The organism is Bradyrhizobium sp. 159, from assembly GCF_023073795.1.
GTDB lineage: Bacteria > Pseudomonadota > Alphaproteobacteria > Rhizobiales > Xanthobacteraceae > Bradyrhizobium.
Genome location: NZ_JADPKE010000088.1, coordinates 220968 through 240957, shown reverse-complemented (window position 1 = coordinate 240957; position 19990 = coordinate 220968). Strand labels below are relative to the sequence as shown.

Below are 19990 nucleotides of genomic sequence, written 5' to 3'. Positions count from 1 at the left end.
CATGTTGACGTGCCTGCCTGGCGTTCTCAGCAAGGATGATGTGGCGGATTTCCGCCGCATCATGGATGCCAGCGACTGGGAGGACGGCCGCTCCACCGCCGGCGCGCAGTCGGCGATGGTCAAGCGCAACGAGCAATTGCCGCCGGATGGCGAAGTCGCGCGCAAGCTCGGCAACCGCATCATCTCGGCGCTGACGTCGAACCCGCGCTTCATCGCGGCGGCAATCCCGCTCCAGATTTTCCCGCCGCTGTTCAACCGCTATGCGGCGAGCAGCGGTCACCATTTCGGCCTGCACGTCGACAATGCGATCCGCGGCGACCGCCTGACCGGCCTTCGCATCCGCACAGACCTGTCGGTCACGCTTTTCCTCGCCGAGCCGGAAGAGTACGACGGTGGCGAACTTGTGATCGAGGACACCTACGGATCGCACGAAGTCAAGTTGCCAGCCGGCGACTGCGTGCTCTATCCCTCGAGCAGCCTCCATCTGGTCACTCCGGTGACGAGGGGAACGCGGGTTGCGTCTTTCCTCTGGCTTCAGAGCATGGTACGGGACGATCAAGCCCGAAGCATGATCTTTGACCTCGACACCGCGATTCAGGCGCTGGTGGAACGGCTCGGGCGTGACGATCCCGAAACGGTCAAATTGACGGGTATCTATCACAACCTCATTCGCTACTGGGCCGAAGTATGAAGATCATGACCTTCCAAGCCAGCCTTGCCGCCGCCGCGATGCTGGCCGCCGCCTGGCTCGCATCTCCTGCTTCCGCCCAGATACAAACCCCGCCGGCGCCGGCGCAATCGACGGCTCAGCCGGCCCCGGCCGGTGCGCCGCCAGCGGCTACCGCACCTGCTGCCCCGGCACCTTCGGCTTCGACCGCAACCGCGCCCGCTGCTGCGACGGCGCCCCCCGCGACCGCCGCTTCGACCGCCAAGCCCGATGCAGCGGCCGCCATCGCGCCGGCCATGAAGGAATTGTCGCCCTGGGTGATGTTCATGTCGGCGGACGTCATCGTGAAGGCGGTGATGATCGGGCTCGCCTTTGCTTCGCTGGTGACTTGGACCGTCTTCATCGCAAAGTCGATCGAGCTGTCGGTTGCTTCCACCAAGCTGCGCTCGGCGCTGAAGAAGACCGCAGAGGCGCGCTCGCTCGCGGAAGCCCAGATGGCGCTCGGCACTAAGGAGGGCATCCTGCCATCCTTCCTGACGGCGGCCCTGCGTGAGGCGCGGATGTCGGCCGGCCTGTCAAGCGATGCCGGCATCAAGGAGCGCGCCGCTTCGAGCTTTGCCGAGATCGTGCGCGCGGAACAGCGCCGCATCCGCATCGGCATGGGCGTGCTCGCCACCATCGGCTCGACCTCGCCCTTCGTTGGCCTGTTCGGCACGGTCTGGGGCATCATGAACAGCTTCATCGGCATCTCGAAGTCGCAGACCACGAACCTCGCCGTGGTCGCGCCCGGCATCGCCGAGGCGCTGCTCGCCACCGCAATCGGTCTCGTCGCCGCGATCCCCGCCGTCATCATCTACAACCATTTCGCGCGCGTGACGAAAGGCTATCTCGAGCTCGTCAGCCGCGCCTCGGGCGCTGCGGGACGGCTGCTCTCGCGCGATCTCGATCGCAGCCACGGCAGCGTGCATTCGCGCGCAGCGGAGTGAACCATGGGCGTTTCGCTCGCAGACAACGACGGCGAAGACGACGATTTCTCGGAAACGCATGACATCAACGTCACACCGTTTATCGACGTCATTCTGGTGCTGCTGATCATCTTTATGGTCGCAGCGCCGCTCTCGACCGTCGACCTGCCGATCGATCTGCCGACGTCGAGCGCGACGCCGCAGAAGAAGCCAGACAAGCCGACCTATCTCAGCATCAAGCCCGATTTGACGCTTGCGATCGGAGAGAACCCGGTCCATCGGGCGGAGCTGATCGGCACCCTCGACGGTCTGTCCGACATGAGCAAAGACAAGTATGTCTTCCTGCGTGCCGATCGCTCTGTGCCGTATGGCGAGTTGATGGGGGTCATGGAGCTCTTGCGCTCAGGCGGCTATACGCGGGTGAAGCTGGTCGCGCTGGAAGGCGCTCCGGGGGCGCCCTCGGCAGGCGCCGCTCAGCCTTAGAGGCGCACCATGTCGAACGAACCCAGACCATCCAGGAAGCTTTGGGTCTTGGCGGCGGTGGCGGCGCTCGCGCTTCATCTGGGTGGTGCGGCGCTCGCGCTGGCGCACCTGCAAGCCGATGACGGCGACGACGGTCTGGGTGCGGCCGGCGCCGAGTTCGCCGTCGAGGTGGCCTCGCCAAAGGCGCCCGATACCGACCTTCCGCCCGGGCCTGACAGCGAAGCGATGCAGGAGCAGCAGGCGCTTCCCGAGCAGAAGGCTGAGACCAAGGAAACCGAGCTGCCAAAGGATCAGTCGCAACAGGTCGACGATCCTGATCGGGTCGTCACTGAGAACATCTCGAAGAAGCCGCAGGACGAGGATCCGAAGATTGCGGCGGTCGAAACTCCCGCTGCCGAGGCCTCGCCGAAGTCGGTTGCCACGGCACGGCAGGCACTCGATGAAGACGCGCGCGAGGCTGAGAAGGCCTTGGCGCCGGTGCTTGGGCTTGGCAAGGACATCCTGAAGATTACCGCGGACTGGAACCGCAAGATCAGCGCGCATCTGACGGCCCACAAGGTCAATCCGGAGGGCAAGGAGCCCAATAACCAGAAGGTCAAAGTGAGCTTTGCGATCAACCGCAGAGGAAACGTGCTTTCGGTCGAGGTCGTTGAGTCGTCCGGGGACGCGGCTTACGATGCGGCGGCAGTCTCGATTGTCCGTAAATCCGATCCCATTCCGCAGCCGCCCGCCGGGCTGACAGAGGACCGGTTCGAGCGCACCGTCGACATCATTTTCACGCCACCGGACGCGAAGAAAAAGAAGAAGACGGCTCAGCGCCAGTAGAGCCGGATCCCGACATAGACCACGATTAGACAGGCAAAGATCAGCGCCACCGGCAGCGGCCGTTTCTGGGTTCCGGCGAATGCCGTCGCCCCGAAGGCGGCGGCCTTCTTTGGCTTGGGGGTCGGGCGGCGGAAGGCGGTAACATTATCCGCCGCCGTTTCAGGCGGACGGGGGCGGACGTCAGGCGGCGTTCCCGCTCCGCCCATCTCGGCATAGTAGGCCTTGTAGATCGCGCCGATGGTGGCCTCGGTGGCTTCGCCCTCGCTCATCTCCGCCAGCAGGTTCTTGTAGCTCGCGAGGAACTCCTGGGCTTCCGCAGGCAGCGCGGACGCCCCGTTGAGCTTGGCCATCATCTTCCATGTGGCAAAATCGGCGCGGGCGCGGGTGTCGGCGCGTCGCGCGATCAGCATATCGGCAGCTTTGACCAAGTCGGCCTCTGGCCCTTCGGCTTGTGTTCGGGTGTCGCTGTTCAACTACACATTGCCGGTCAGGAACAGAACAGCCTGAATCACATAACCGGTCAACGTTCGCAGTATTGCTGAAATAACATCAAGATTTAGACCGAACTGCGAACCCGCCAGCGGCAGCAGGATCAGGAGGCCGATCAGGATCAGCATCCCGACTGGCTCGAGCCGGGCCAGCGGCAAGGCAAGCCGCTGCGGCAACAGCCCGACCGCGACCCGACCCCCGTCAAGCGGTGGGATCGGCATCATGTTGAACACCGCCAGGATCGCGTTGATCACGAGGGCATTCTTGAGGTTGTCCGCAACCCATTTCGCCGAACTCGCGGGCACCAGTGGCAGGGCATGAAAGGCGAGGGCGGCGGCGAGCGCCAGCAGGACGTTGGTGACGGGCCCGGCCAGCGCCACCCAGACCATGTCGAGCCTGGGGTTGTTCAGCTTGCGGAAAATGACCGGCACCGGCTTGGCGTAGCCGAACAGGAACGGCGAATGCGCAAACAGCAGCATCGCCGGCAGGATCAGGGTCCCGAACGGGTCGATGTGGCGGAGCGGATTGAAGCTGACGCGACCGAGCTGCGAGGCTGTGTTGTCCCCGAGCTGATGCGCGACGAAGGCGTGCGCAGCCTCATGGAAGGTGATGGCGAGCAGCACCGGCATCACCCAGACGGATAGATCATAAAAAGAAATGTTCACCAGCTCATCCGTTTCGGCTTCTGCCCGCGCGCCTCCCAAAGCAGGCCGTATAGGGCCACAACCCTTCACAATCTACCGTTATATGGCGTTCAATTCCGAAATTCCCCGTTGCAAATGGTCCGCGAGAAGGCCGCCTGCCGATGATAGGTGGCGCGCGCGGTGAAGGCGAATTTCCGCCGGCGGCAACGGCGGCATGCCGTCACAATCGGACAGCACGCGAAGGCTCGCCGGCAAGGTCCCTGCTTTCACCACCGTCACCGCGAGGCCTTGAGCCGCAATCGTCTCGACTGCTGCGAGCGTCCGGCTGACATAGGCGAGGCGCCAGGGCACGCCAGCCGTGTCGAGCGCCTCCGCAGCCCATTGCCGGAACAGACACCCTGGCGGGTAGAGTGCCACGGGCAGGGGATTATGCGCCGCGGCGCGATAGGATGAGGCAGCCGCCCAGACCGCCCGCTCACGCCTCAAAAGCTCGCCGTCGCCACATCCTTGCGGATGCATGGCGATGACAAGATCGTAGGCATCGCCGAGCCGCGCCGGCATCGTCGCGGTCAGTCCCGTCTCGATCTCAATCCGGACCAGTGGATGATGCTTGGCAAAGCTCGTCAGCAGGGGCGGAATGACGATGGTGCCGTAGTCGTCCATCACGCCGAGGCGGACCACGGCTTCGGCCTTGCGTGCGCGAAGCGCCCCGACCGCCTCCGCGTTGAGCGCGAGAATGCGCTGCGCATAGGCGCGCAACTCTTCGCCTGCCGCGGTCGGCAGGACGCCGGCCCTGGTGCGCTGGAACAATCTTGTGCCGAGCCGCTCCTCTAAGCGCCTGATTTGAACGCTCACCGCCGATTGGGTCCGGTTGAGGACGTGGGCCGCGCGGGTGAACGAACGATGCTCGGTGACCGCGAGAAATGCCTTCAGCAGATTGGGATCGAGATCTGGTGTGGTCATGATGTAACGTTATCCCAGCATGACGGAAAATCCATTCCCCGTTTCGGCGCGCCTCTTATGCTGCCTTCGAAGCATTGATGGGAGCAATCGTGACCGAGATCTCTGGCGTTCTGGCTGCCGTGCTGTCGAGCGGCCTCGGCGGCACTTCGATCGGCGCCACGCGCTATCTCGTGAGTATGCTCGATCCGCTCGCGATCGGCTCGTTCAGGTTCGGCATCGGCTTTCTCCTGCTGCTGCCGCTCACGCTGCTGCGCGGAGACCGCTGGCCGGGGCGAGGGGACCGGGTCGCCGCGATCGGGCTTGGTCTTTTGTTCTTCGCCCTGTTCCCGATCCTATTCAATGCATCGCTGATCTTTACCACCGCCGCGCGCGGCGCGCTCGGTTTGTCGACGCTGCCTCTGCTCTCGCTCGTGATGGGGGCTGCGCTCGGCGCCGAATCGCTCACTTGGCGCAAGTCAATCGGTGTCGTAATTGCGACGTTTGGCGTTGCCCTTGCGCTTCTCTTCGACTTGGCTTCGGCGCCGTCGGGCGCCTGGCGTGGCGATCTGTTGATGATCGCTGCGGCCGCGTGTATGGCACTTTACGGTATCTGGTCAAAGCCGCTGATCCGGCGTTCCAGCCCGATCGCCTTCACGACCATGAGCATGGCGGCGGGCGCGACGTGCCTCATCCTGCTCTCGTATGTGCGCAGCAGTTTTGTGCCGGTGACCGGCTTCGGCACACCGCAATGGCTCGCGGCGCTCTATCTCGGGGCCTTCGGAGCCGCGCTGACCTTTTATCTCTGGGCCTTCGCGCTCGAGCGGACCACGCCGACGCGTGTCGCGATCTCGGTGACGGTCAATCCGATCACGGCATCGCTGGTTGGCGCCTATTTGCTGCACGAACCGCTAAGCTGGAATCTGGCGGCCGGCATCGTCGCGGTGTTTGTCGGGATATGGATTGCGACGACGGACCAGCGTGCTCAGGCGGTGAGCGCATCCGTTTCAAACCAGGCCTGACATCAAGCCGGGATCGTGGTCTGATATTGCGTCAGGCCGTCGTCGAGCTTCAGCCAGGCAAGCTTTTCCGAGACCCAGATGTGCTCGGTGGGCGCGAAGGCGTTGCGATCATCGAACGTGGCCAGCGCGACGCCGGCGAGCGTACCGTTGCGGCGCCAGGCGAACAGCCGCGTGCCGCACCGCTTGCAGAACACGCGGTCGATGTTCTCGGAGGAGGCGAAGCGGGCGGTATCGCCCTCGACGCTGAGCGCGCGCTGGTCGAATTGCGCGCGGGCGAAGTAGGGCGAGCCCATTGCTTTCTGACAGATGCGGCAATGGCAGATGCGGACGTTGAGCGGTTCGCCCTCGGCCTTGAACCGCACCGCGCCGCAGAGGCATCCGCCTTCCCGGATCATGATGTCCTCAATAAGTTGCGCGACCGCCAGAGATATCGAAGACCGCGCCGGTGGAGAACGCGCAGTCCTCGGATGCGAGCCAGGCCACCATCGCGGCCAGCTCTTCCACCAGCACGAAGCGCCCCTTCGGGATTTTCGACAGCATGAAGTCGATATGCTGCTGCGTCATCTGGTCGAAGATCGCGGTCTTCGCCGCCGCCGGTGTCACCGCGTTGACAAGGATGTCGTGGGCGGCGAGCTCCTTGCCGAGCGATTTCGTCAGTGCGATCAGACCGGCCTTGGACGCCGAATAGTGCGAGGCGTTCGGATTGCCTTCCTTACCGGCGATGGAGGCGATGTTCACGATGCGCCCGTATTTCTGCTTGAGCATCACGGGCACGATCGCCTTGGAGACGATGAAAGGACCGTCCAGGTTGATGCGTAGCACCTTGCGCCATTCCTCGATGTCGGTCTCCCAGACCGGCTTGTTGACGCCGGCGATGCCGGCATTGTTGACGAGGATGTCGATCTTGCCGAAAGCGCCGAGCGTGGCATCGCATGCCTGCTCGACGGCTGCGGTGTCGGTGACATCGACCTTAAAGACGCGGACGCCGTCGCCGATCTCCTTCGCCGTCTTCTCGGCCAGCGCGGCATCGAAATCCCAAATGGCGACCTTGGCGCCGGAGACGACGAAGCGCTCGGTAATCGCGCGGCCAAAGCCCTGCGCGCCGCCGGTGACCACAGCGGCGCGGTCGTTGAGATCGATCTTGTTCATGAGACGTGACCCCTGAACATCAGAGCATGTAACCGCCGTCGACGACGAGGTCGACGCCGGTGGTGAAGGCGCTTTCGTCACTGCCGAGATAGACCGCCATCGCTGCGATCTCGTCGGCGGTGCCGAGGCGGCCCATCTTCTGGCGGGAGATGAACATCTGCTTGCCTTGCGGCCCCTGCGCGGCGGCGCGGTCGAGCATCGAGGGCGTCTCGACGGTGCCGGGACAGATGCTGTTGCAGCGGATACCCTTGGTGATGAAGTCGAGCGCGACCGCGCGCGTCAGCAGCGACACCGCCGCCTTCGACGCGCTGTAGACGTAACGGTTGGCCGGCGGCCGCAGCGCCGCGCAGGACGAGATGTTGACGATGCTGCCGCCGCCCCCTGCCAGCATCTCGGGCAGAAACGCCCTGATGGTCCGGTGCATCGACTTGACGTTGAGGTCGAACGAGAAGTCAAAATCCTCTTCCGAGCACTCCAAGATCGTGCCGTGGTGCACGAAGCCCGCAGCGTTGAGCAGGATGTCGATCTTGCCGACGCGCTTGGCGAAGGCGTTGACGTCGACGGTGTTGCGGACGTCGAGTTTTGCGACTTCGGCGACGCCTTCCTTGGTGAGGCTCGCAATGCCGCTCTCGTTGATATCGGTGGCGATGACGGTCGCGCCCTCACGCGCGAATGCGACGGCGCATGCGCGCCCAATGCCTGCGGCTGCAGCGGTGACGATGGCCCGCTTTCCCTTGAGGCGGTCTGCCATGTTCTTGTTCTCCTTTGTGTAGTTTCAATGCCAACCCACGTCATTGCGAGGAGCTCTTGCGACGAAGCAATCCAGGCCATCTCCGTGGAGATATCTCTGGATTGCTTCGCTTCGCTCGCAATGACGGTGTGGCTGCTAGTGGTTATCTCTTGCCACGCCAAAGGTGCCGGCGACGTTCTGATAGCGCGTGGCGAGCTCCATGCAGGCGCCGGTCGATTGTTGGCCGACCGTATTGCGATAGATCTCCTGCCACGGCGTCTGGTTCGGCGGATGCTTGAAGCCGCCGCTGGCCTTGAGCTCGGCATGGCGCTTCTTCAGTTCCTCCTCCGAGATCAGGATGTTGGCGCTGCCCTTGTTGAGGTCGATGCGCACCTTGTCGCCGGTTTTGAGGATGGCGAGCCCGCCATCGGCCGCCGCTTCCGGCGAGGCGTTCAGGATCGAGGGCGAACCCGAGGTGCCGGACTGGCGGCCGTCGCCGATGCAGGGCAGGGACAGGATGCCGCGTTTGATCAATGCTGCCGGGGGCTGCATGTTCACGACCTCGGCGCCGCCGGGGTAGCCGATCGGCCCGGTGCCGCGGATGAACAGCACGCAGCGCTCGTCGATGTCGAGCGAGGGATCGTCGATGCGCTCGTGATAATCCTCGGGCCCCTCGAACACGATGGCGCGGCCTTCGAAGGCGTTGAGGTCCTTGGGGTTGCTGAGATAGCGGTCGCGAAACTCCTTGGAGATCACGCTGGTCTTCATGATCGCGGAATCGAACAGATTGCCCTTTAGGACCAGGAAGCCGGCGTCCTTCACCAGCGGCTTGTCGTAAGTCCAGATCACGTCCTTGTCAGGCGCCGGTGCGTTCCTACAGTTCTCGCCGATGCCGCGGCCATTGACTGTCACTGCGTCCTCATGGATGCGCTTGTGCTTCATCAGCTCGCGCACCACAGCCGGAACGCCGCCGGCGCGGTGGAACTCCTCGCCGAGATAGAAGCCGGCCGGCTGCATGTTGACCAGCAGCGGCACGTCGTGGCCGAATTTCTGCCAGTCGTCGATCGAGAGCTCGACGCCGATGTGGCGGGCCAGCGCGTTGATGTGGATCGGCGCGTTGGTCGAGCCACCGATCGCCGAATTGATGACGATGCAGTTCTCGAACGCCTTGCGGGTCAGGATGTCCGAGGGTTTCAGATCCTCCCAGACCATCTCGACGATGCGCTTGCCCGTCTCATAGGCGATCTGGCCGCGCTCGCGGTAGGGGGCGGGAATCGCCGCGCAGCCCGGCAGCGAGAAGCCGAGCGCTTCGGCGAGCCCGTTCATGGTCGAGGCGGTGCCCATGGTGTTGCAATGGCCGACCGAGGGCGCCGAGGAGGCCACGATTTCCATGAACTCTTCATAGTCGATCTCGCCGGCGGCGAGCCGCTCGCGCGACTTCCAGACGATGGTGCCGGAGCCGGTGCGCTCGCCGGCATGCCAGCCGTTCAGCATCGGGCCGCCCGACAGCACGATCGCGGGCAGGTTGACGGTCGCCGCGGCCATCATGCAGGCCGGCGTCGTCTTGTCGCAGCCGGTGGTCAGCACCACGCCGTCGAGGGGATAGCCGTAGAGGATCTCGACCAGGCCGAGATAAGCGAGATTGCGGTCGAGCGCCGCGGTCGGACGTTTGCCGGTCTCCTGGATCGGATGGGTCGGGAATTCCATCGCAATGCCACCGGCCTCGCGGATGCCCTCGCGGACGCGATGGGCCAGCTCGATATGATGGCGGTTGCAGGGTGAAAGATCATTGCCGGTTTGCGCGATGCCGATGATCGGCTTACCGGATTGAAGTTCGGCGCGGGTGAGGCCGTAGTTCAAATAGCGCTCCATATAGAGCGCGGTCATGCCCGGATTGTGTGGGTTGTTGAACCATTCCTGCGAGCGAAGGTGGCGGCGAGCGCCGTTGCCGGCAGCGTGCCCATTGGTTGGCTTTTTTGTCATTGGTCTCTCCTGCAATGCAAACGCACTGGCGTCCGTCTCAATCTGTCGGCTGGTGCGATGCCCAGCGGCGCGAGCGATGGTCTGCCGGCCCGCTGGCGGGTCATTTCCTCACAAGTACGATACTAATCTTGGCTACTTGGTAACGCTACCATTTTGTTGGCGGCGCCGGCTCCGGAAGCGGCTGGTCGATTGTCCGAACGCCGCGACAACGAGCTTTGACGCTCGATCACCTTGAAGCCGAGGTCGAGCACCGGTTGCTCGGGCCGCCGTCCATCGATCGCGTCGATCAGCATGGTCGCGGCCGTTTTCCCCATCTCGTAGCGATTGGTGCGCACGCTGCTGAGGGTGGGGACGGCTGAGGCCATGAATTCGAGGTCGTTGAATCCGACGATCGCGATCTGCTCCGGGACGGCGATCTCCCGGCGCCGGCATTCAAACAGGACGCCGAGCGCGAGGTCGTCATTGGCACAGAACACCGCATCGATGCCGGGGTCCCGCGCGAGCAGGTCGGTGAACAGGGCGCCGCCGAGCGTCACCGATGTCGGCGTCGCCGTCGTCACGACGAGCCGCTGCTCGAACAGGGCGGCGTCCTTCATGGCCGAGACATATCCATCGAGCCGCCGCTGCACCCGCGGATCCATCCGCGCGCCGATGAAGCCGACCTTGCGGTGACCCTGCGCGAACAGGTGGGCAACTGCCGCGCGCGCAGCATCATGGTGCGAAAAGCCGATCATCATGTCGACCGGATTGGGGCCGATCTCCATGATCTGCACGATCGGGCAGTCGGCAGCCTCCAGCATCGCGCGCGATTCTGTGGTCTGGTCGATGCCCGTGACGATCAGCCCGGCCGGCTTCTGCGCCAGAAACAGGCGCAGCAGCTTCTCCTCCTGGAGGATGCTGTAGCGGGTGTTGGACAGCTGGATCGAGTAACGGCTGCCTTCGGAGGCGTCATAGATGCCGCGCAGCACGTCGGAGAACACGTTATTGGTGAGGGATGGGATCAATACACCGATCACCTCGGTGCGTTGCGAGGCCAGCGCGCGTGCAGCAAGGTTCGGCACATAGCCGAGCTCCTTGGCGGCGCTCTCGACCCGCGTCCGCTTGGCAACCGACAGTGCTTCCGGATTGCGGAAGAAGCGGGACGCCGTGATCGGGCTGACGCCGGCAAGCTCGGCGACTTCCGCCAGCCGGATTTTGCCTGACTTGGTGCGTTTTCGACCCATTGCTGCTCTTAACACAGTCACGGTCGCAAACAAAGGAACGTTGACAGCGCTACCAGCAACGACTAACCAAAGACAAATTGCCAAAACCGCACAAACTGCCGACAATGTTGCCCGCTATGATCGGGCCTGGTTCGGTAAAGTCTGAAAAAGCAAGACGGTCGCGGCGCGAAGGGCGTCGTCGACTTTCGAGGAGGGAGCTAGATGTCGTCTGTGCAAATCCGCGACGTGCGGAAATCGTTCGGCAATTTTGAAGTCCTGCACGGCGTGACCATTCCGATCGAGGACGGCCAGTTCGTCGTTCTGGTCGGCCCCTCCGGCTGCGGCAAGTCGACGCTTCTGCGCATGCTCGCCGGTCTCGAGAACATCACCTCCGGCACGATCTCGATCGGCGACCGCGTCGTCAACAATGTCCAGCCCAAGGAGCGGGACATTGCGATGGTGTTCCAGAACTACGCGCTCTATCCGCACATGACGGTGGCCGAGAACATGGGCTTCTCATTGAAGCTGCGGAATGCCAGCTCGGACGAGATCAACAAGCGCGTCAAGCGCGCCGCCGAGATCCTGGCGCTGTCGCCGCTGCTCGATCGCTATCCGCGCCAGCTCTCAGGCGGCCAGCGTCAGCGCGTCGCCATGGGCCGCGCCATCGTGCGCGATCCGCAGGTGTTCCTGTTCGACGAACCCTTGTCGAACCTGGACGCCAAGCTGCGCGTCGCCATGCGCACCGAGATCAAGGAGCTGCACCAGCGGCTGAAGACGACGACCGTCTACGTCACCCACGACCAGATCGAGGCCATGACCATGGCCGACAAGATCGTCGTCATGCATGACGGCATCGTCGAGCAGATGGGCACGCCGCTCGAGCTCTACGACAAGCCCGACAACCAGTTCGTCGCCGGCTTCATCGGCTCGCCCGCCATGAACTTCCTCAAAGGTCATGTGCGCGTCAACGGCGTTGCCACGTTCGAGGGGCCTAACGGTGTCAAGCTGCCGCTCAAGACTGCGCCGACGGCGTCGGACGGCCGTCCTGCCGTCTATGGCGTGCGGCCTGAGCATTTCACCATTGCCGATGACGGCGCCGAGGCGGAGATCATCGTGGTCGAGCCGACCGGCTCGGAGACGCAGGTGTTCGCCAAGGTCGGCGGCGAGCAGGTCGTCGCGGTCTTTCGCGAGCGCCACCAGTTCAACCCGGGCGACAAGGTGCGGCTGAAGCCCGACCCGTCGCTGGTGCATTTGTTCGACGAGGCCACAGGCAAGCGCCTGAACGCCTAGCGTAAGACGTAAGACAAGAAAAAGCATCACAGGGAGGACGATATGCAAGACTTTACCCGCCGGACTCTGCTTCAAGGCGGAACGGCTCTGGCTGCGACCGGCATGCTGACCGGGCCGGCACTGTTCGATTTCGCCAAGGCCTGGGCGCAGAGCGCGCTCTGGAAGGCGGAGCCCGGTGCCAAGCTGACCGTGATGCGGTGGAAGCGCTTCGTGCCGCAGGAGGACGATGCGTTCAACGCGATGGTTGCGGCGTTCAAGGCTGCGACCGGCACCGAGATGAACGTATTCAGCGAATCCTTCGAGGACGTGCAGCCGAAGGCATCGGTTGCGGCCAATACCGGCTCAGGGCTCGATCTCGCCTGGGGCTTGCACACGCTGCCGCAGCTGTTCCCCACCAAAGTGCTGAAGATGAACGACGTCGCCGAGTATCTCGGCAAGAAGTATGGCGGCTGGACCGATGCGGCCGCCAAGACTTGCAAGCTCGGCGACGATTGGCTCGGCATTCCCGTGGCGACCAACGGCGGTTACATGACCTACCGCAAGTCGGCGCTCGACAAGGCGGGCTTCAAGGAGTTTCCGACGGACTTCCCCGGCTTCCTCGAAATGTGCAAGGCGCTGAAGGCGAACAACACGCCGGCCGGCTTCGCCCTCGGGCATGCCTCGGGCGACGGCAATTCGTGGCTGCATTGGGTGCTGTGGGGGCACGGCGCCTACACCGTCGATCAGAACGACAAGATCATCATCAATTCGCCGGAGACGGCGAAGGCGCTGGAATATTGCAAGGCGCTGTACGAGAACTTCATCCCGGGCACCCCGTCCTGGAACGATTCCTCCAACAACAAGGCGTTCCTTGCCGGCGAGCTCTATTGCACGGCGAACGGCATCTCGATCTACGTGGCCGCCAAGACCGATGCGACCAAGAAAGAGCTTGCCGCGGATACCTATCATGCCCTCTGGCCGGTTGGTCCGGTCGGCAAGCCGACCGAGCTGCAGCTGGCGCTGCCGATCCTCGCCTTCAACTTCACCAAATATCCGAATGCGGCGAAGGCGTTCGTCGCCTTCATGCTGGAGAAGGAGAACTACGAGAAGTGGCTGGATGGCGCGCAAGGCTATCTGACCCAGACCTTGAACGCCTATGAGTCCGCACCGATCTGGACGGCAGATCCGAAGAACGCCGTGTTCTCGCAGGCCTCCAAGCGCACGCTGCCGGCGTCCGGCATCGGCACGGTCGGCGAGAAGGCGGCGACCGCGATCGCCGATTTCATCGTCGTCGACATGTTCGCCAATTACTGCACCGGCGCCAAGGATGCGAAGGGCGCGATGGCGGAAGCCGAGCGCCAGCTGAAGCGCATCTATCGCTGAGGGTCACGGAGCGGGCGGCCGTCCGGCCGCCCGCTCGTCAACATTTCGATCAGGGATATCGGGCATGGCTGATGTCGCAATTCCCCGGGCCAAGCCTCAGATGAGCGAGGCTAGCGCCTGGACCCAGCTCAAACACAATCGAAATTGGCTCGGCTTCTGGTTCATGGTGCCGGCCATGGCGTTCCTGATCTTCTTCCTGGCCTATCCGCTGGGGCTCGGCATCTGGCTGTCCTTCACGGACACGCGCATCGGCAGGGTCGGGCACTTCATCGGCACCGAGAACTACGAGTGGCTCTGGGACGATTCGATCTTCTGGCTCTCGGTGTTCAATACGCTGCTCTACACCTTTCTCGCCAGCGCTCTCAAATTCGCGGTCGGACTCTATCTGGCGCTGCTGCTCAACGAGCACATGCCCTTCAAGGCGATGCTGCGCGCGATGGTGCTCATCCCCTTCATCGTTCCGACGGTGCTCTCGGCACTCGCCTTTTGGTGGATCTTCGACTCGCAATTCTCGATCATCTCCTGGTCGCTGAAGCATCTCGGCCTGATCAGCCAGAACATCAATTTCCTGGGCGACACGACCTGGGCGCGTATTTGCGTGATCTTCGCCAATATCTGGCGCGGCGTGCCGTTCGTGGCGATCACGCTGCTCGCTGGCCTGCAGACCGTCTCGCCGTCGCTGTATGAAGCAGCAACGCTCGACGGTGCCACGCGTTGGCAGAATTTCCGGTACATCACCTATCCGCTGCTGACGCCGATCATCGCTGTCGTGATGACCTTCTCCGTGCTCTTCACCTTCACCGATTTCCAGCTGATCTGGGCGATGACTCGCGGCGGCCCGGTCAACGCCACCCACCTGATGGCAACCTTGTCCTATCAGCGCGCGATCATCGCCGGGCAGCTGGGCGAGGGGGCCGCGATCTCAAGCGCCATGATTCCATTCCTGCTCGCTGCGATCATGGTTTCCTGGTTCGGCTTGCAGCGTCGCAAGTGGCAGCAAGGGGAAAGCAATGACTGATCTCCCCACCTCGCGGATCGATCTCAAGGCCGTGCTGCATGGCTCGGCGCCGACAGTCGCGAAGGATGATCACAGCGAAGGCATGAGCTATCTGCAGTCGGTGCCGCGCCGTCTGGTGACGCTCTATCTGCCGCTGGCGATCATCGTCGTCGTCCTCCTGTTCCCGTTCTACTGGATGGCGCTGACGTCGGTGAAGCCCGACGAGCAGCTGCTTGACCTCGACAGGTACAATCCGTTTTGGACCTGGAACCCTACGTTCAAGCACTTCCACAAGCTGCTGTTCGAGAGCTACTATCCGTACTGGCTCTGGAACACGATGTACGTGGCGATCTGCGCCACGGTGCTTTCGATCGTCGCATCGGTGTTCGCGGCCTACGCGATCGTGCGGTTGCGCTACAAGGGTGCCAATCTCGTTGGGGGGCTGATCTTCCTCGCCTATCTCGTGCCGCCGTCGATCCTGTTCATTCCGCTCGCCACCGTCGTGTATCAGTACGGCCTTTTCGACTCGCCGCTGGCGCTGATCCTGACCTATCCGACGATACTGATCCCGTTCTCGACCTGGCTGTTGATGGGCTATTTCAAGACCATCCCGTTCGAGCTCGAGGAATGCGCGCTGATCGACGGAGCGAGCCGCTGGCAGATCCTGATCAAGATCGTCGTGCCGCTCGCAATCCCCGGCCTGATCTCGGCCTTCATCTTCTGTTTCACGCTGTGCTGGAATGAGTTCATTTACGCCCTGACGTTCCTGCAGTCGACCAGCAACAAGACGGTGCCGGTCGCGATCGTCAACGAGTTCGTCGATGGTGACATCTACCGCTGGGGTTCGCTGATGGCGGGAGCATTGGCCGGCTCGCTGCCGCTCGTCATCCTTTACGCCTTCTTCGTGGAGCATTATGTGTCGGCGATGACCGGCGCCGTGAAGGAATGATCGCGGGGCTTGCCGAGGACGCGTTGGGAGCGGCGCGCTCCGGCCAATAAGAAGGAGTAGGCTCTTGCACATTCTGGTTCTGGGCGCCGCCGGTATGGTCGGCCGCAAACTCTGTGAACGGCTGCTGCGCGACGGCCGGCTCGGCAAGAGCGACATCACGAAATTGACCATGCACGACGTGGTCGAGCCGAAGAAGCCGGAGCGGGCCGGCTTCCCCGTCGAGACCGTGTCCGGCGATTTCGCCGTGCCGGGCGCAGCCGAGAAGCTGATCGCCGGCCGTCCCGATGTGATCTTCCATCTTGCCGCGATCGTCTCCGGCGAAGCCGAGCTCGACTTCGAGAAGGGCTACCGCATCAATCTCGACGGCACGCGGATGCTGCTCGATGCCATCCGCCTCGTTGGCGGTGGCTACAAGCCGCGCGTGGTGTTCACGTCCTCGATCGCGGTGTTCGGCGCGCCGTTCCCCGATGCGATCGGCGACGAATTCTTCCACACGCCGCTGCTCAGCTACGGCACCCAGAAGGCGATCGGCGAACTCCTGCTCGCCGACTATTCGCGCCGCGGTTTCCTCGACGGCATCGGCATCCGCCTGCCGACCATCTGCATCCGCCCGGGCCTGCCGAACAAGGCGGCATCGGGCTTCTTCTCCAACATCCTGCGCGAGCCGCTCGCCGGCAAGGAAGCGATCCTCCCGGTGTCCGAGGACGTCCGTCACTGGCACGCGACGCCACGCTCCGCGGTCGGCTTCCTGCTCCACGCCGGCACCATGGATCTCGCCACGGTCGGCCCACGCCGCAATCTGACCATGCCGGGCCTGTCCGCGACAGTCGGCGAGCAGATCGCGGCCTTGAAGCGCGTTGCGGGCGAGAAGGTCGCCGCGCGCATCAAGCGCGAGCCCGATCCCTTCATCGTCGGCATCGTCGGCGGCTGGCCGCGCAATTTCGATGCGAAGCGCGCGCGCGAGCTCGGCTTCACCACCGCCGAGAAGAATTTCGACGACATCATCCGCATTCACATCGAAGACGAGCTCGGCGGCAATTTCGTCGCCTGATCGCGCACTGAGCGGGTCATATGATGGCGAGCGTTGCTTGCATCGGCGAATGCATGGTCGAGCTCCGGCAGGCCCAGGGCGGACATTCGACCGGATCGTCCGCGGCGCAAGGGCAGGGCGGCGGCCTGTACTCGCGCGGCTTCGGCGGCGACACCCTGAACACGGCGGTGTACTTGGCGCGGCTCGAGGTGAAGGTCGACTATCTCACCGCGCTCGGCGATGATGCCCTAAGCGATGAGATGGTCGCAGCCTGGACTACCGAGGGCGTCGGTACGCGGCGCGTCGTGCGGTTGCCGGGCAAGCTGCCCGGTCTCTACATGATCCAGCTGGATGCAAAGGGCGAGCGCCAGTTCTTCCACTGGCGCGATAGCGCGGCGGCGCGGCAGCTGATGAATTTGCCGGAGACCGACGAGCTGCTCAACTCGCTGATGAGCTACGACATCGTCTATCTCTCCGCGATCACGCTCTCGATCTACGACGCGCCCGGACGCGAGCGCCTGTTCGCGGCGATCAAGCGCGCGCGCCTGCTCGGCACCCGCTTCGTGTTCGACACCAATTTTCGCGCGCGCGGCTGGCCGGACCGCGATGTCGCGCGCGAGGTGTTTGCCACGGCCTTCGCGGCCGCCGACATCGTGCTGACCTCGATCGAGGACCTGCTCGCGCTCTACCCTGGCGAAAGCCACCAGCAGCTGATCGCCCGCATCCCTGCTCCGGAGCTGGTATTCCGCCTCGCCGAGCCGGTGAGCCTCCTGCGCTTTCCCGGCGGCACCAACGAGGTCCGCGCCGAGCCCATGACCAAGCCGGTGGTGGACACCACGGCCGCCGGCGACAGCTTTGCCGCGGCCTATATCGCCGCCCGGCTCGCCGGCTCGGAGCCGGTCGAGGCCGCCCAGGCCGGGCATCGCCTCGCCAGCCTCGTGATCTGCTATCCTGGCGCCATCATTCCGGGCTATGCCATGCCGCCGAAGAAGCGGCACCGGCCGGCGGCCTCTCGCCAGGCGACCAAGTGAAGAAGCGACCACAACGATGACCACGAGTGCCCAACAAAATCACCTTGTCGCGCTGTTCAAGGCGGCGACCGTCATTCCCGTCCTCACCATCGAGCGTATCCAGGATGCGGTGCCGCTGGCGCGTGCGCTGGTTGCCGGCGGCGTCCGCACGCTGGAGGTGACCCTGCGCACTCCTGTTGCGATCGAGGCAGCGAGGGCGATGATGTCTGAGGTCCCCGAGGCGCTCGTCGGCATTGGCACAATTCTCAATCCGGCCGACTTCACCCGCGTCGAGAAGCTCGGCGTCAAGTTCGGCATCAGCCCGGGTTTGACCCCCGACCTCCTGAAGGCCGCTGCCGACAGCGCCCTGCCGTTCGCGCCGGGCATCGCGACCGCCTCCGAGCTGATGATGGCGCTGGCCCATGGCTTCGACGTCGCCAAATTCTTCCCGGCCGAGCAGGCCGGCGGCATCAAGGGCCTTCGCGCCCTCGGCGGGCCGTTCCCGAGCGTGCGGTTCTGCCCCACCGGCGGCATCAGTGAGGCCAATGCGGCGACCTGGCTCGCCGAGCCCAACGTGGTCGCCGTTGGCGGTTCCTGGCTGTGCCCGACGGCCGAAATCCGGGCGGGGAACTGGGCTGGCATAACTGCCATCTGCCAGCGCACCCTCAAGGCCCTGAAAGCCGCGTGAAGTCTTGCCATCCCTGGGCTAAGACTTAGCTCAGGAAGAGCCCCAGGGAGAAATGACCATGACCGCCAGCATCGTCGGATGGGCGCATACGCCGTTCGGCAAGTTCGATACCGAAACCGTTGAAAGCCTCGTCACCCGCGTCGCCAACGAGGCGCTGGCGGATGCCGGCATTTCGGCTGGCGATGTCGACGAGATCGTGCTCGGCCATTTCAACGCCGGCTTCTCGCCGCAGGATTTCACCGCCTCGCTGGTGCTCCAGGCCGACCCGAAGCTGCGCTTCAAGCCGGCGACCCGCGTCGAGAACGCCTGCGCAACCGGCTCGGCCGCCGTGCACCAGGGCCTGCGCGCGATTGCCGCAGGCGCCGCCAAGATCGTGCTGGTCGTCGGCGTCGAGCAGATGACGCGCACGCCGGGGCCCGAGATTGGCAAGAACCTGCTCAAGGCGTCTTACCTGCCCGAGGACGGCGACACGGTCGGCGGCTTCGCCGGCGTGTTCGGCAAGATCGCGAGCTCCTATTTCCAGAAATACGGCGACCAGTCGGATGCGCTGGCGCTGATCGCGGCCAAGAACCACAAGAACGGCGTCGCCAATCCCTTCGCCCAGATGCGCAAGGATTTTGGCTTCGACTTCTGCCGCGCCGAGAGCGAGAAGAACCCCTATGTCGCCGGTCCCCTGAAGCGCACAGACTGCTCGCTGGTCTCCGACGGCGCCGCGGCGCTGGTGCTGGCCGATGCCGAGACCGCCAAGAGCATGAGCAAGTCGATCGGCTTCCGCGCCACCGCTCACGCCCAGGACTTCCTGCCGATGAGCAAGCGCGACATCCTCCAGTTCGAGGGCTGCACCGTCGCCTGGCAGCGCGCGTTGGAAAAGGCGGGCGTGACGCTCTCCGATCTCTCCTTCGTCGAGACCCATGACTGTTTCACGGTCGCCGAGCTGATCGAGTACGAAGCGATGGGCCTGACGCCGAAGGGGCAGGGTGCTCGCGCGATCAAGGAGGGCTGGACGCTGAAGGACGGCAAGCTGCCGGTCAATCCGTCCGGCGGCCTGAAGGCCAAGGGCCATCCGATCGGGGCCACCGGCGTCTCCATGCATGTAATGACCGCGATGCAGCTCGCGGGACAGGCGCCCGAGGGCATGCAGCTCAAAAACGCAAAACTCGGCGGGATCTTCAACATGGGCGGTGCGGCGGTCGCCAATTACGTTTCCGTGCTGGAGCCGTTGAAGTAAGCTCAGTCCTGAAGGTGGGCAAAGGCGCCTACGCCCACCTGCTTTCTTGCGCTAGATGATGGTGGGCATGCTACGCTTTGCCCACCCTACGGCTCCTGATTGACTTTGCAGGAAATGCATCATGAGCAATGACTACGAAGACTCGCTGTCGATGGACGCACTGAACCATCGCATCGCGATCCTCGAGGACAATATCCGCCAGCTCATCGAGCAGGCCGCTGCCGCCTCGGGTGAGCAGAACGAGTCGCGGATCGCCGACCGCATCAATCAGCAGAACGACGAACTCGACCGTCTCATCAAGATCCGCGAATCCCGCCAGAAGAAATAGCGGGCGATAT

General features: G+C 63.9%; 22 protein-coding genes. 14 read left to right on the top strand and 8 right to left on the bottom strand.

From position 1 onward, the window contains the following. Position 1: 1 nt before the first annotated feature. The 4 genes from IVA96_RS26350 to IVA96_RS26335 are packed head-to-tail and all read left to right on the top strand — an operon-like array spanning position 2 to position 2940. The gene (locus tag IVA96_RS26350; protein WP_247276903.1) at positions 2-691 is read left to right on the top strand and encodes a Fe2+-dependent dioxygenase; all 690 of its coding nucleotides are present in this window, start codon (positions 2-4) and stop codon (positions 689-691) included. Next, on the top strand, positions 688-1653 hold the full coding sequence (gene exbB / locus IVA96_RS26345) for a tonB-system energizer ExbB (protein ID WP_247276904.1): 966 nt from the start codon (positions 688-690) through the stop codon (positions 1651-1653). The genes IVA96_RS26350 and exbB overlap by 4 nt, the downstream gene beginning before the upstream one ends. Positions 1654-1656: 3 nt before the next feature. Further along, positions 1657-2115: a TonB system transport protein ExbD gene (gene exbD, locus IVA96_RS26340; RefSeq protein ID WP_247276905.1), complete on the top strand. Its 459-nt coding sequence runs from the start codon at positions 1657-1659 to the stop codon at positions 2113-2115. Positions 2116-2124: 9 nt separating this feature from the next. Further along, positions 2125-2940 carry a TonB family protein gene (locus tag IVA96_RS26335; RefSeq protein ID WP_247276906.1) on the top strand — a complete coding sequence of 272 codons (816 nt, stop codon included), beginning with the start codon at positions 2125-2127 and terminating at the stop codon, positions 2938-2940. Here IVA96_RS26335 and IVA96_RS26330 read toward each other — a convergent pair. The 3 genes from IVA96_RS26330 to IVA96_RS26320 form a co-directional block, all read right to left on the bottom strand. After that, on the bottom strand, positions 2928-3350 hold the full coding sequence (locus tag IVA96_RS26330) for a hypothetical protein (protein WP_247276977.1): 423 nt from the start codon (positions 3348-3350) through the stop codon (positions 2928-2930). The two genes, IVA96_RS26335 and IVA96_RS26330, sit on opposite strands and share 13 nt — an antisense overlap. A 63-nt stretch (positions 3351-3413) precedes the next feature. Continuing rightward, positions 3414-4094: a site-2 protease family protein gene (locus IVA96_RS26325; RefSeq protein WP_247420193.1), complete on the bottom strand. Its 681-nt coding sequence runs from the start codon at positions 4092-4094 to the stop codon at positions 3414-3416. Positions 4095-4172: 78 nt separating this feature from the next. Next, entirely contained in the window at positions 4173-5036 is an 864-nt protein-coding gene (locus IVA96_RS26320; RefSeq protein WP_247420192.1) for a LysR family transcriptional regulator, read from the bottom strand. An 89-nt stretch (positions 5037-5125) separates the two neighbouring features. On the opposite strand from IVA96_RS26320, the gene IVA96_RS26315 reads away from it, so the two are divergent. After that, positions 5126-6034, top strand: a complete 909-nt coding sequence (locus tag IVA96_RS26315; protein ID WP_247276909.1) for a DMT family transporter — start codon at positions 5126-5128, stop codon at positions 6032-6034. A gap of 2 nt (positions 6035-6036) precedes the next feature. Here the strand turns inward: IVA96_RS26315 and IVA96_RS26310 are convergent, their stop codons facing one another. From IVA96_RS26310 to IVA96_RS26290, 5 genes are all read right to left on the bottom strand, one after another. Further along, positions 6037-6429 (bottom strand): GFA family protein, encoded by a 393-nt coding sequence (locus tag IVA96_RS26310; protein ID WP_247276910.1) that lies wholly within the window; start codon positions 6427-6429, stop codon positions 6037-6039. 7 nt (positions 6430-6436) lie between these two features. Next, positions 6437-7183, bottom strand: a complete 747-nt coding sequence (locus IVA96_RS26305) for an SDR family NAD(P)-dependent oxidoreductase (RefSeq protein ID WP_247420191.1) — start codon at positions 7181-7183, stop codon at positions 6437-6439. Positions 7184-7202: 19 nt separating this feature from the next. Further along, positions 7203-7934, bottom strand: a complete 732-nt coding sequence (locus IVA96_RS26300) for an SDR family oxidoreductase (protein ID WP_247420190.1) — start codon at positions 7932-7934, stop codon at positions 7203-7205. A gap of 135 nt (positions 7935-8069) precedes the next feature. Beyond that, a complete protein-coding gene (locus IVA96_RS26295) occupies positions 8070-9896 on the bottom strand; it encodes an IlvD/Edd family dehydratase (protein ID WP_247420189.1) in 1827 nt (608 codons plus the stop codon). Positions 9897-10018: 122 nt separating this feature from the next. Next, positions 10019-11119 carry a LacI family DNA-binding transcriptional regulator gene (locus tag IVA96_RS26290; protein ID WP_247276914.1) on the bottom strand — a complete coding sequence of 367 codons (1101 nt, stop codon included), beginning with the start codon at positions 11117-11119 and terminating at the stop codon, positions 10019-10021. A 201-nt stretch (positions 11120-11320) separates the two neighbouring features. Here IVA96_RS26290 and ugpC point away from each other — a divergent pair, with 201 nt between their 5' ends. The 9 genes from ugpC to IVA96_RS26245 all read left to right on the top strand — a co-directional run bounded on the left by ugpC (position 11321) and on the right by IVA96_RS26245 (position 19980). After that, positions 11321-12388: a sn-glycerol-3-phosphate ABC transporter ATP-binding protein UgpC gene (gene ugpC / locus IVA96_RS26285; RefSeq protein WP_247276915.1), complete on the top strand. Its 1068-nt coding sequence runs from the start codon at positions 11321-11323 to the stop codon at positions 12386-12388. Positions 12389-12430: 42 nt separating this feature from the next. Continuing rightward, positions 12431-13750 (top strand): ABC transporter substrate-binding protein, encoded by a 1320-nt coding sequence (locus IVA96_RS26280; RefSeq protein ID WP_247420188.1) that lies wholly within the window; start codon positions 12431-12433, stop codon positions 13748-13750. A gap of 64 nt (positions 13751-13814) precedes the next feature. Next, positions 13815-14768: a sugar ABC transporter permease gene (locus IVA96_RS26275; RefSeq protein WP_247420187.1), complete on the top strand. Its 954-nt coding sequence runs from the start codon at positions 13815-13817 to the stop codon at positions 14766-14768. Next, positions 14761-15696: a carbohydrate ABC transporter permease gene (locus IVA96_RS26270; protein WP_247420185.1), complete on the top strand. Its 936-nt coding sequence runs from the start codon at positions 14761-14763 to the stop codon at positions 15694-15696. The genes IVA96_RS26275 and IVA96_RS26270 overlap by 8 nt, the downstream gene beginning before the upstream one ends. 64 nt (positions 15697-15760) lie before the next feature. After that, positions 15761-16747: a D-erythronate dehydrogenase gene (gene denD / locus IVA96_RS26265; RefSeq protein WP_247276919.1), complete on the top strand. Its 987-nt coding sequence runs from the start codon at positions 15761-15763 to the stop codon at positions 16745-16747. Positions 16748-16770: 23 nt separating this feature from the next. Continuing rightward, positions 16771-17757, top strand: a complete 987-nt coding sequence (locus IVA96_RS26260) for a sugar kinase (protein ID WP_247420239.1) — start codon at positions 16771-16773, stop codon at positions 17755-17757. 16 nt (positions 17758-17773) lie between these two features. After that, on the top strand, positions 17774-18424 hold the full coding sequence (gene eda / locus IVA96_RS26255; protein ID WP_247276920.1) for a bifunctional 4-hydroxy-2-oxoglutarate aldolase/2-dehydro-3-deoxy-phosphogluconate aldolase: 651 nt from the start codon (positions 17774-17776) through the stop codon (positions 18422-18424). A gap of 58 nt (positions 18425-18482) precedes the next feature. Beyond that, positions 18483-19652 carry an acetyl-CoA acetyltransferase gene (locus IVA96_RS26250; protein ID WP_247304470.1) on the top strand — a complete coding sequence of 390 codons (1170 nt, stop codon included), beginning with the start codon at positions 18483-18485 and terminating at the stop codon, positions 19650-19652. A 121-nt stretch (positions 19653-19773) separates the two neighbouring features. Next, positions 19774-19980 (top strand): hypothetical protein, encoded by a 207-nt coding sequence (locus tag IVA96_RS26245; protein ID WP_247276922.1) that lies wholly within the window; start codon positions 19774-19776, stop codon positions 19978-19980. Positions 19981-19990 lie beyond the last annotated feature (10 nt).

Coding starts and splice junctions, on each gene's coding strand:
- IVA96_RS26260 (WP_247420239.1), top strand. CDS start 16,771: ATGGCGAGCGTTGCTTGCATCGGCGAATGCATGGTCGAGCTCCGGCAG.
- exbD (WP_247276905.1), top strand. CDS start 1,657: ATGGGCGTTTCGCTCGCAGACAACGACGGCGAAGACGACGATTTCTCG.
- IVA96_RS26310 (WP_247276910.1), bottom strand. CDS start 6,429: ATGATCCGGGAAGGCGGATGCCTCTGCGGCGCGGTGCGGTTCAAGGCC.
- ugpC (WP_247276915.1), top strand. CDS start 11,321: ATGTCGTCTGTGCAAATCCGCGACGTGCGGAAATCGTTCGGCAATTTT.
- IVA96_RS26290 (WP_247276914.1), bottom strand. CDS start 11,119: ATGGGTCGAAAACGCACCAAGTCAGGCAAAATCCGGCTGGCGGAAGTC.
- IVA96_RS26250 (WP_247304470.1), top strand. CDS start 18,483: ATGACCGCCAGCATCGTCGGATGGGCGCATACGCCGTTCGGCAAGTTC.
- IVA96_RS26280 (WP_247420188.1), top strand. CDS start 12,431: ATGCAAGACTTTACCCGCCGGACTCTGCTTCAAGGCGGAACGGCTCTG.
- IVA96_RS26350 (WP_247276903.1), top strand. CDS start 2: ATGTTGACGTGCCTGCCTGGCGTTCTCAGCAAGGATGATGTGGCGGAT.
- exbB (WP_247276904.1), top strand. CDS start 688: ATGAAGATCATGACCTTCCAAGCCAGCCTTGCCGCCGCCGCGATGCTG.
- IVA96_RS26305 (WP_247420191.1), bottom strand. CDS start 7,183: ATGAACAAGATCGATCTCAACGACCGCGCCGCTGTGGTCACCGGCGGC.
- IVA96_RS26320 (WP_247420192.1), bottom strand. CDS start 5,036: ATGACCACACCAGATCTCGATCCCAATCTGCTGAAGGCATTTCTCGCG.
- IVA96_RS26300 (WP_247420190.1), bottom strand. CDS start 7,934: ATGGCAGACCGCCTCAAGGGAAAGCGGGCCATCGTCACCGCTGCAGCC.
- IVA96_RS26270 (WP_247420185.1), top strand. CDS start 14,761: ATGACTGATCTCCCCACCTCGCGGATCGATCTCAAGGCCGTGCTGCAT.
- IVA96_RS26275 (WP_247420187.1), top strand. CDS start 13,815: ATGGCTGATGTCGCAATTCCCCGGGCCAAGCCTCAGATGAGCGAGGCT.
- IVA96_RS26330 (WP_247276977.1), bottom strand. CDS start 3,350: ATGCTGATCGCGCGACGCGCCGACACCCGCGCCCGCGCCGATTTTGCC.
- IVA96_RS26245 (WP_247276922.1), top strand. CDS start 19,774: ATGAGCAATGACTACGAAGACTCGCTGTCGATGGACGCACTGAACCAT.
- eda (WP_247276920.1), top strand. CDS start 17,774: ATGACCACGAGTGCCCAACAAAATCACCTTGTCGCGCTGTTCAAGGCG.
- IVA96_RS26295 (WP_247420189.1), bottom strand. CDS start 9,896: ATGACAAAAAAGCCAACCAATGGGCACGCTGCCGGCAACGGCGCTCGC.
- IVA96_RS26335 (WP_247276906.1), top strand. CDS start 2,125: ATGTCGAACGAACCCAGACCATCCAGGAAGCTTTGGGTCTTGGCGGCG.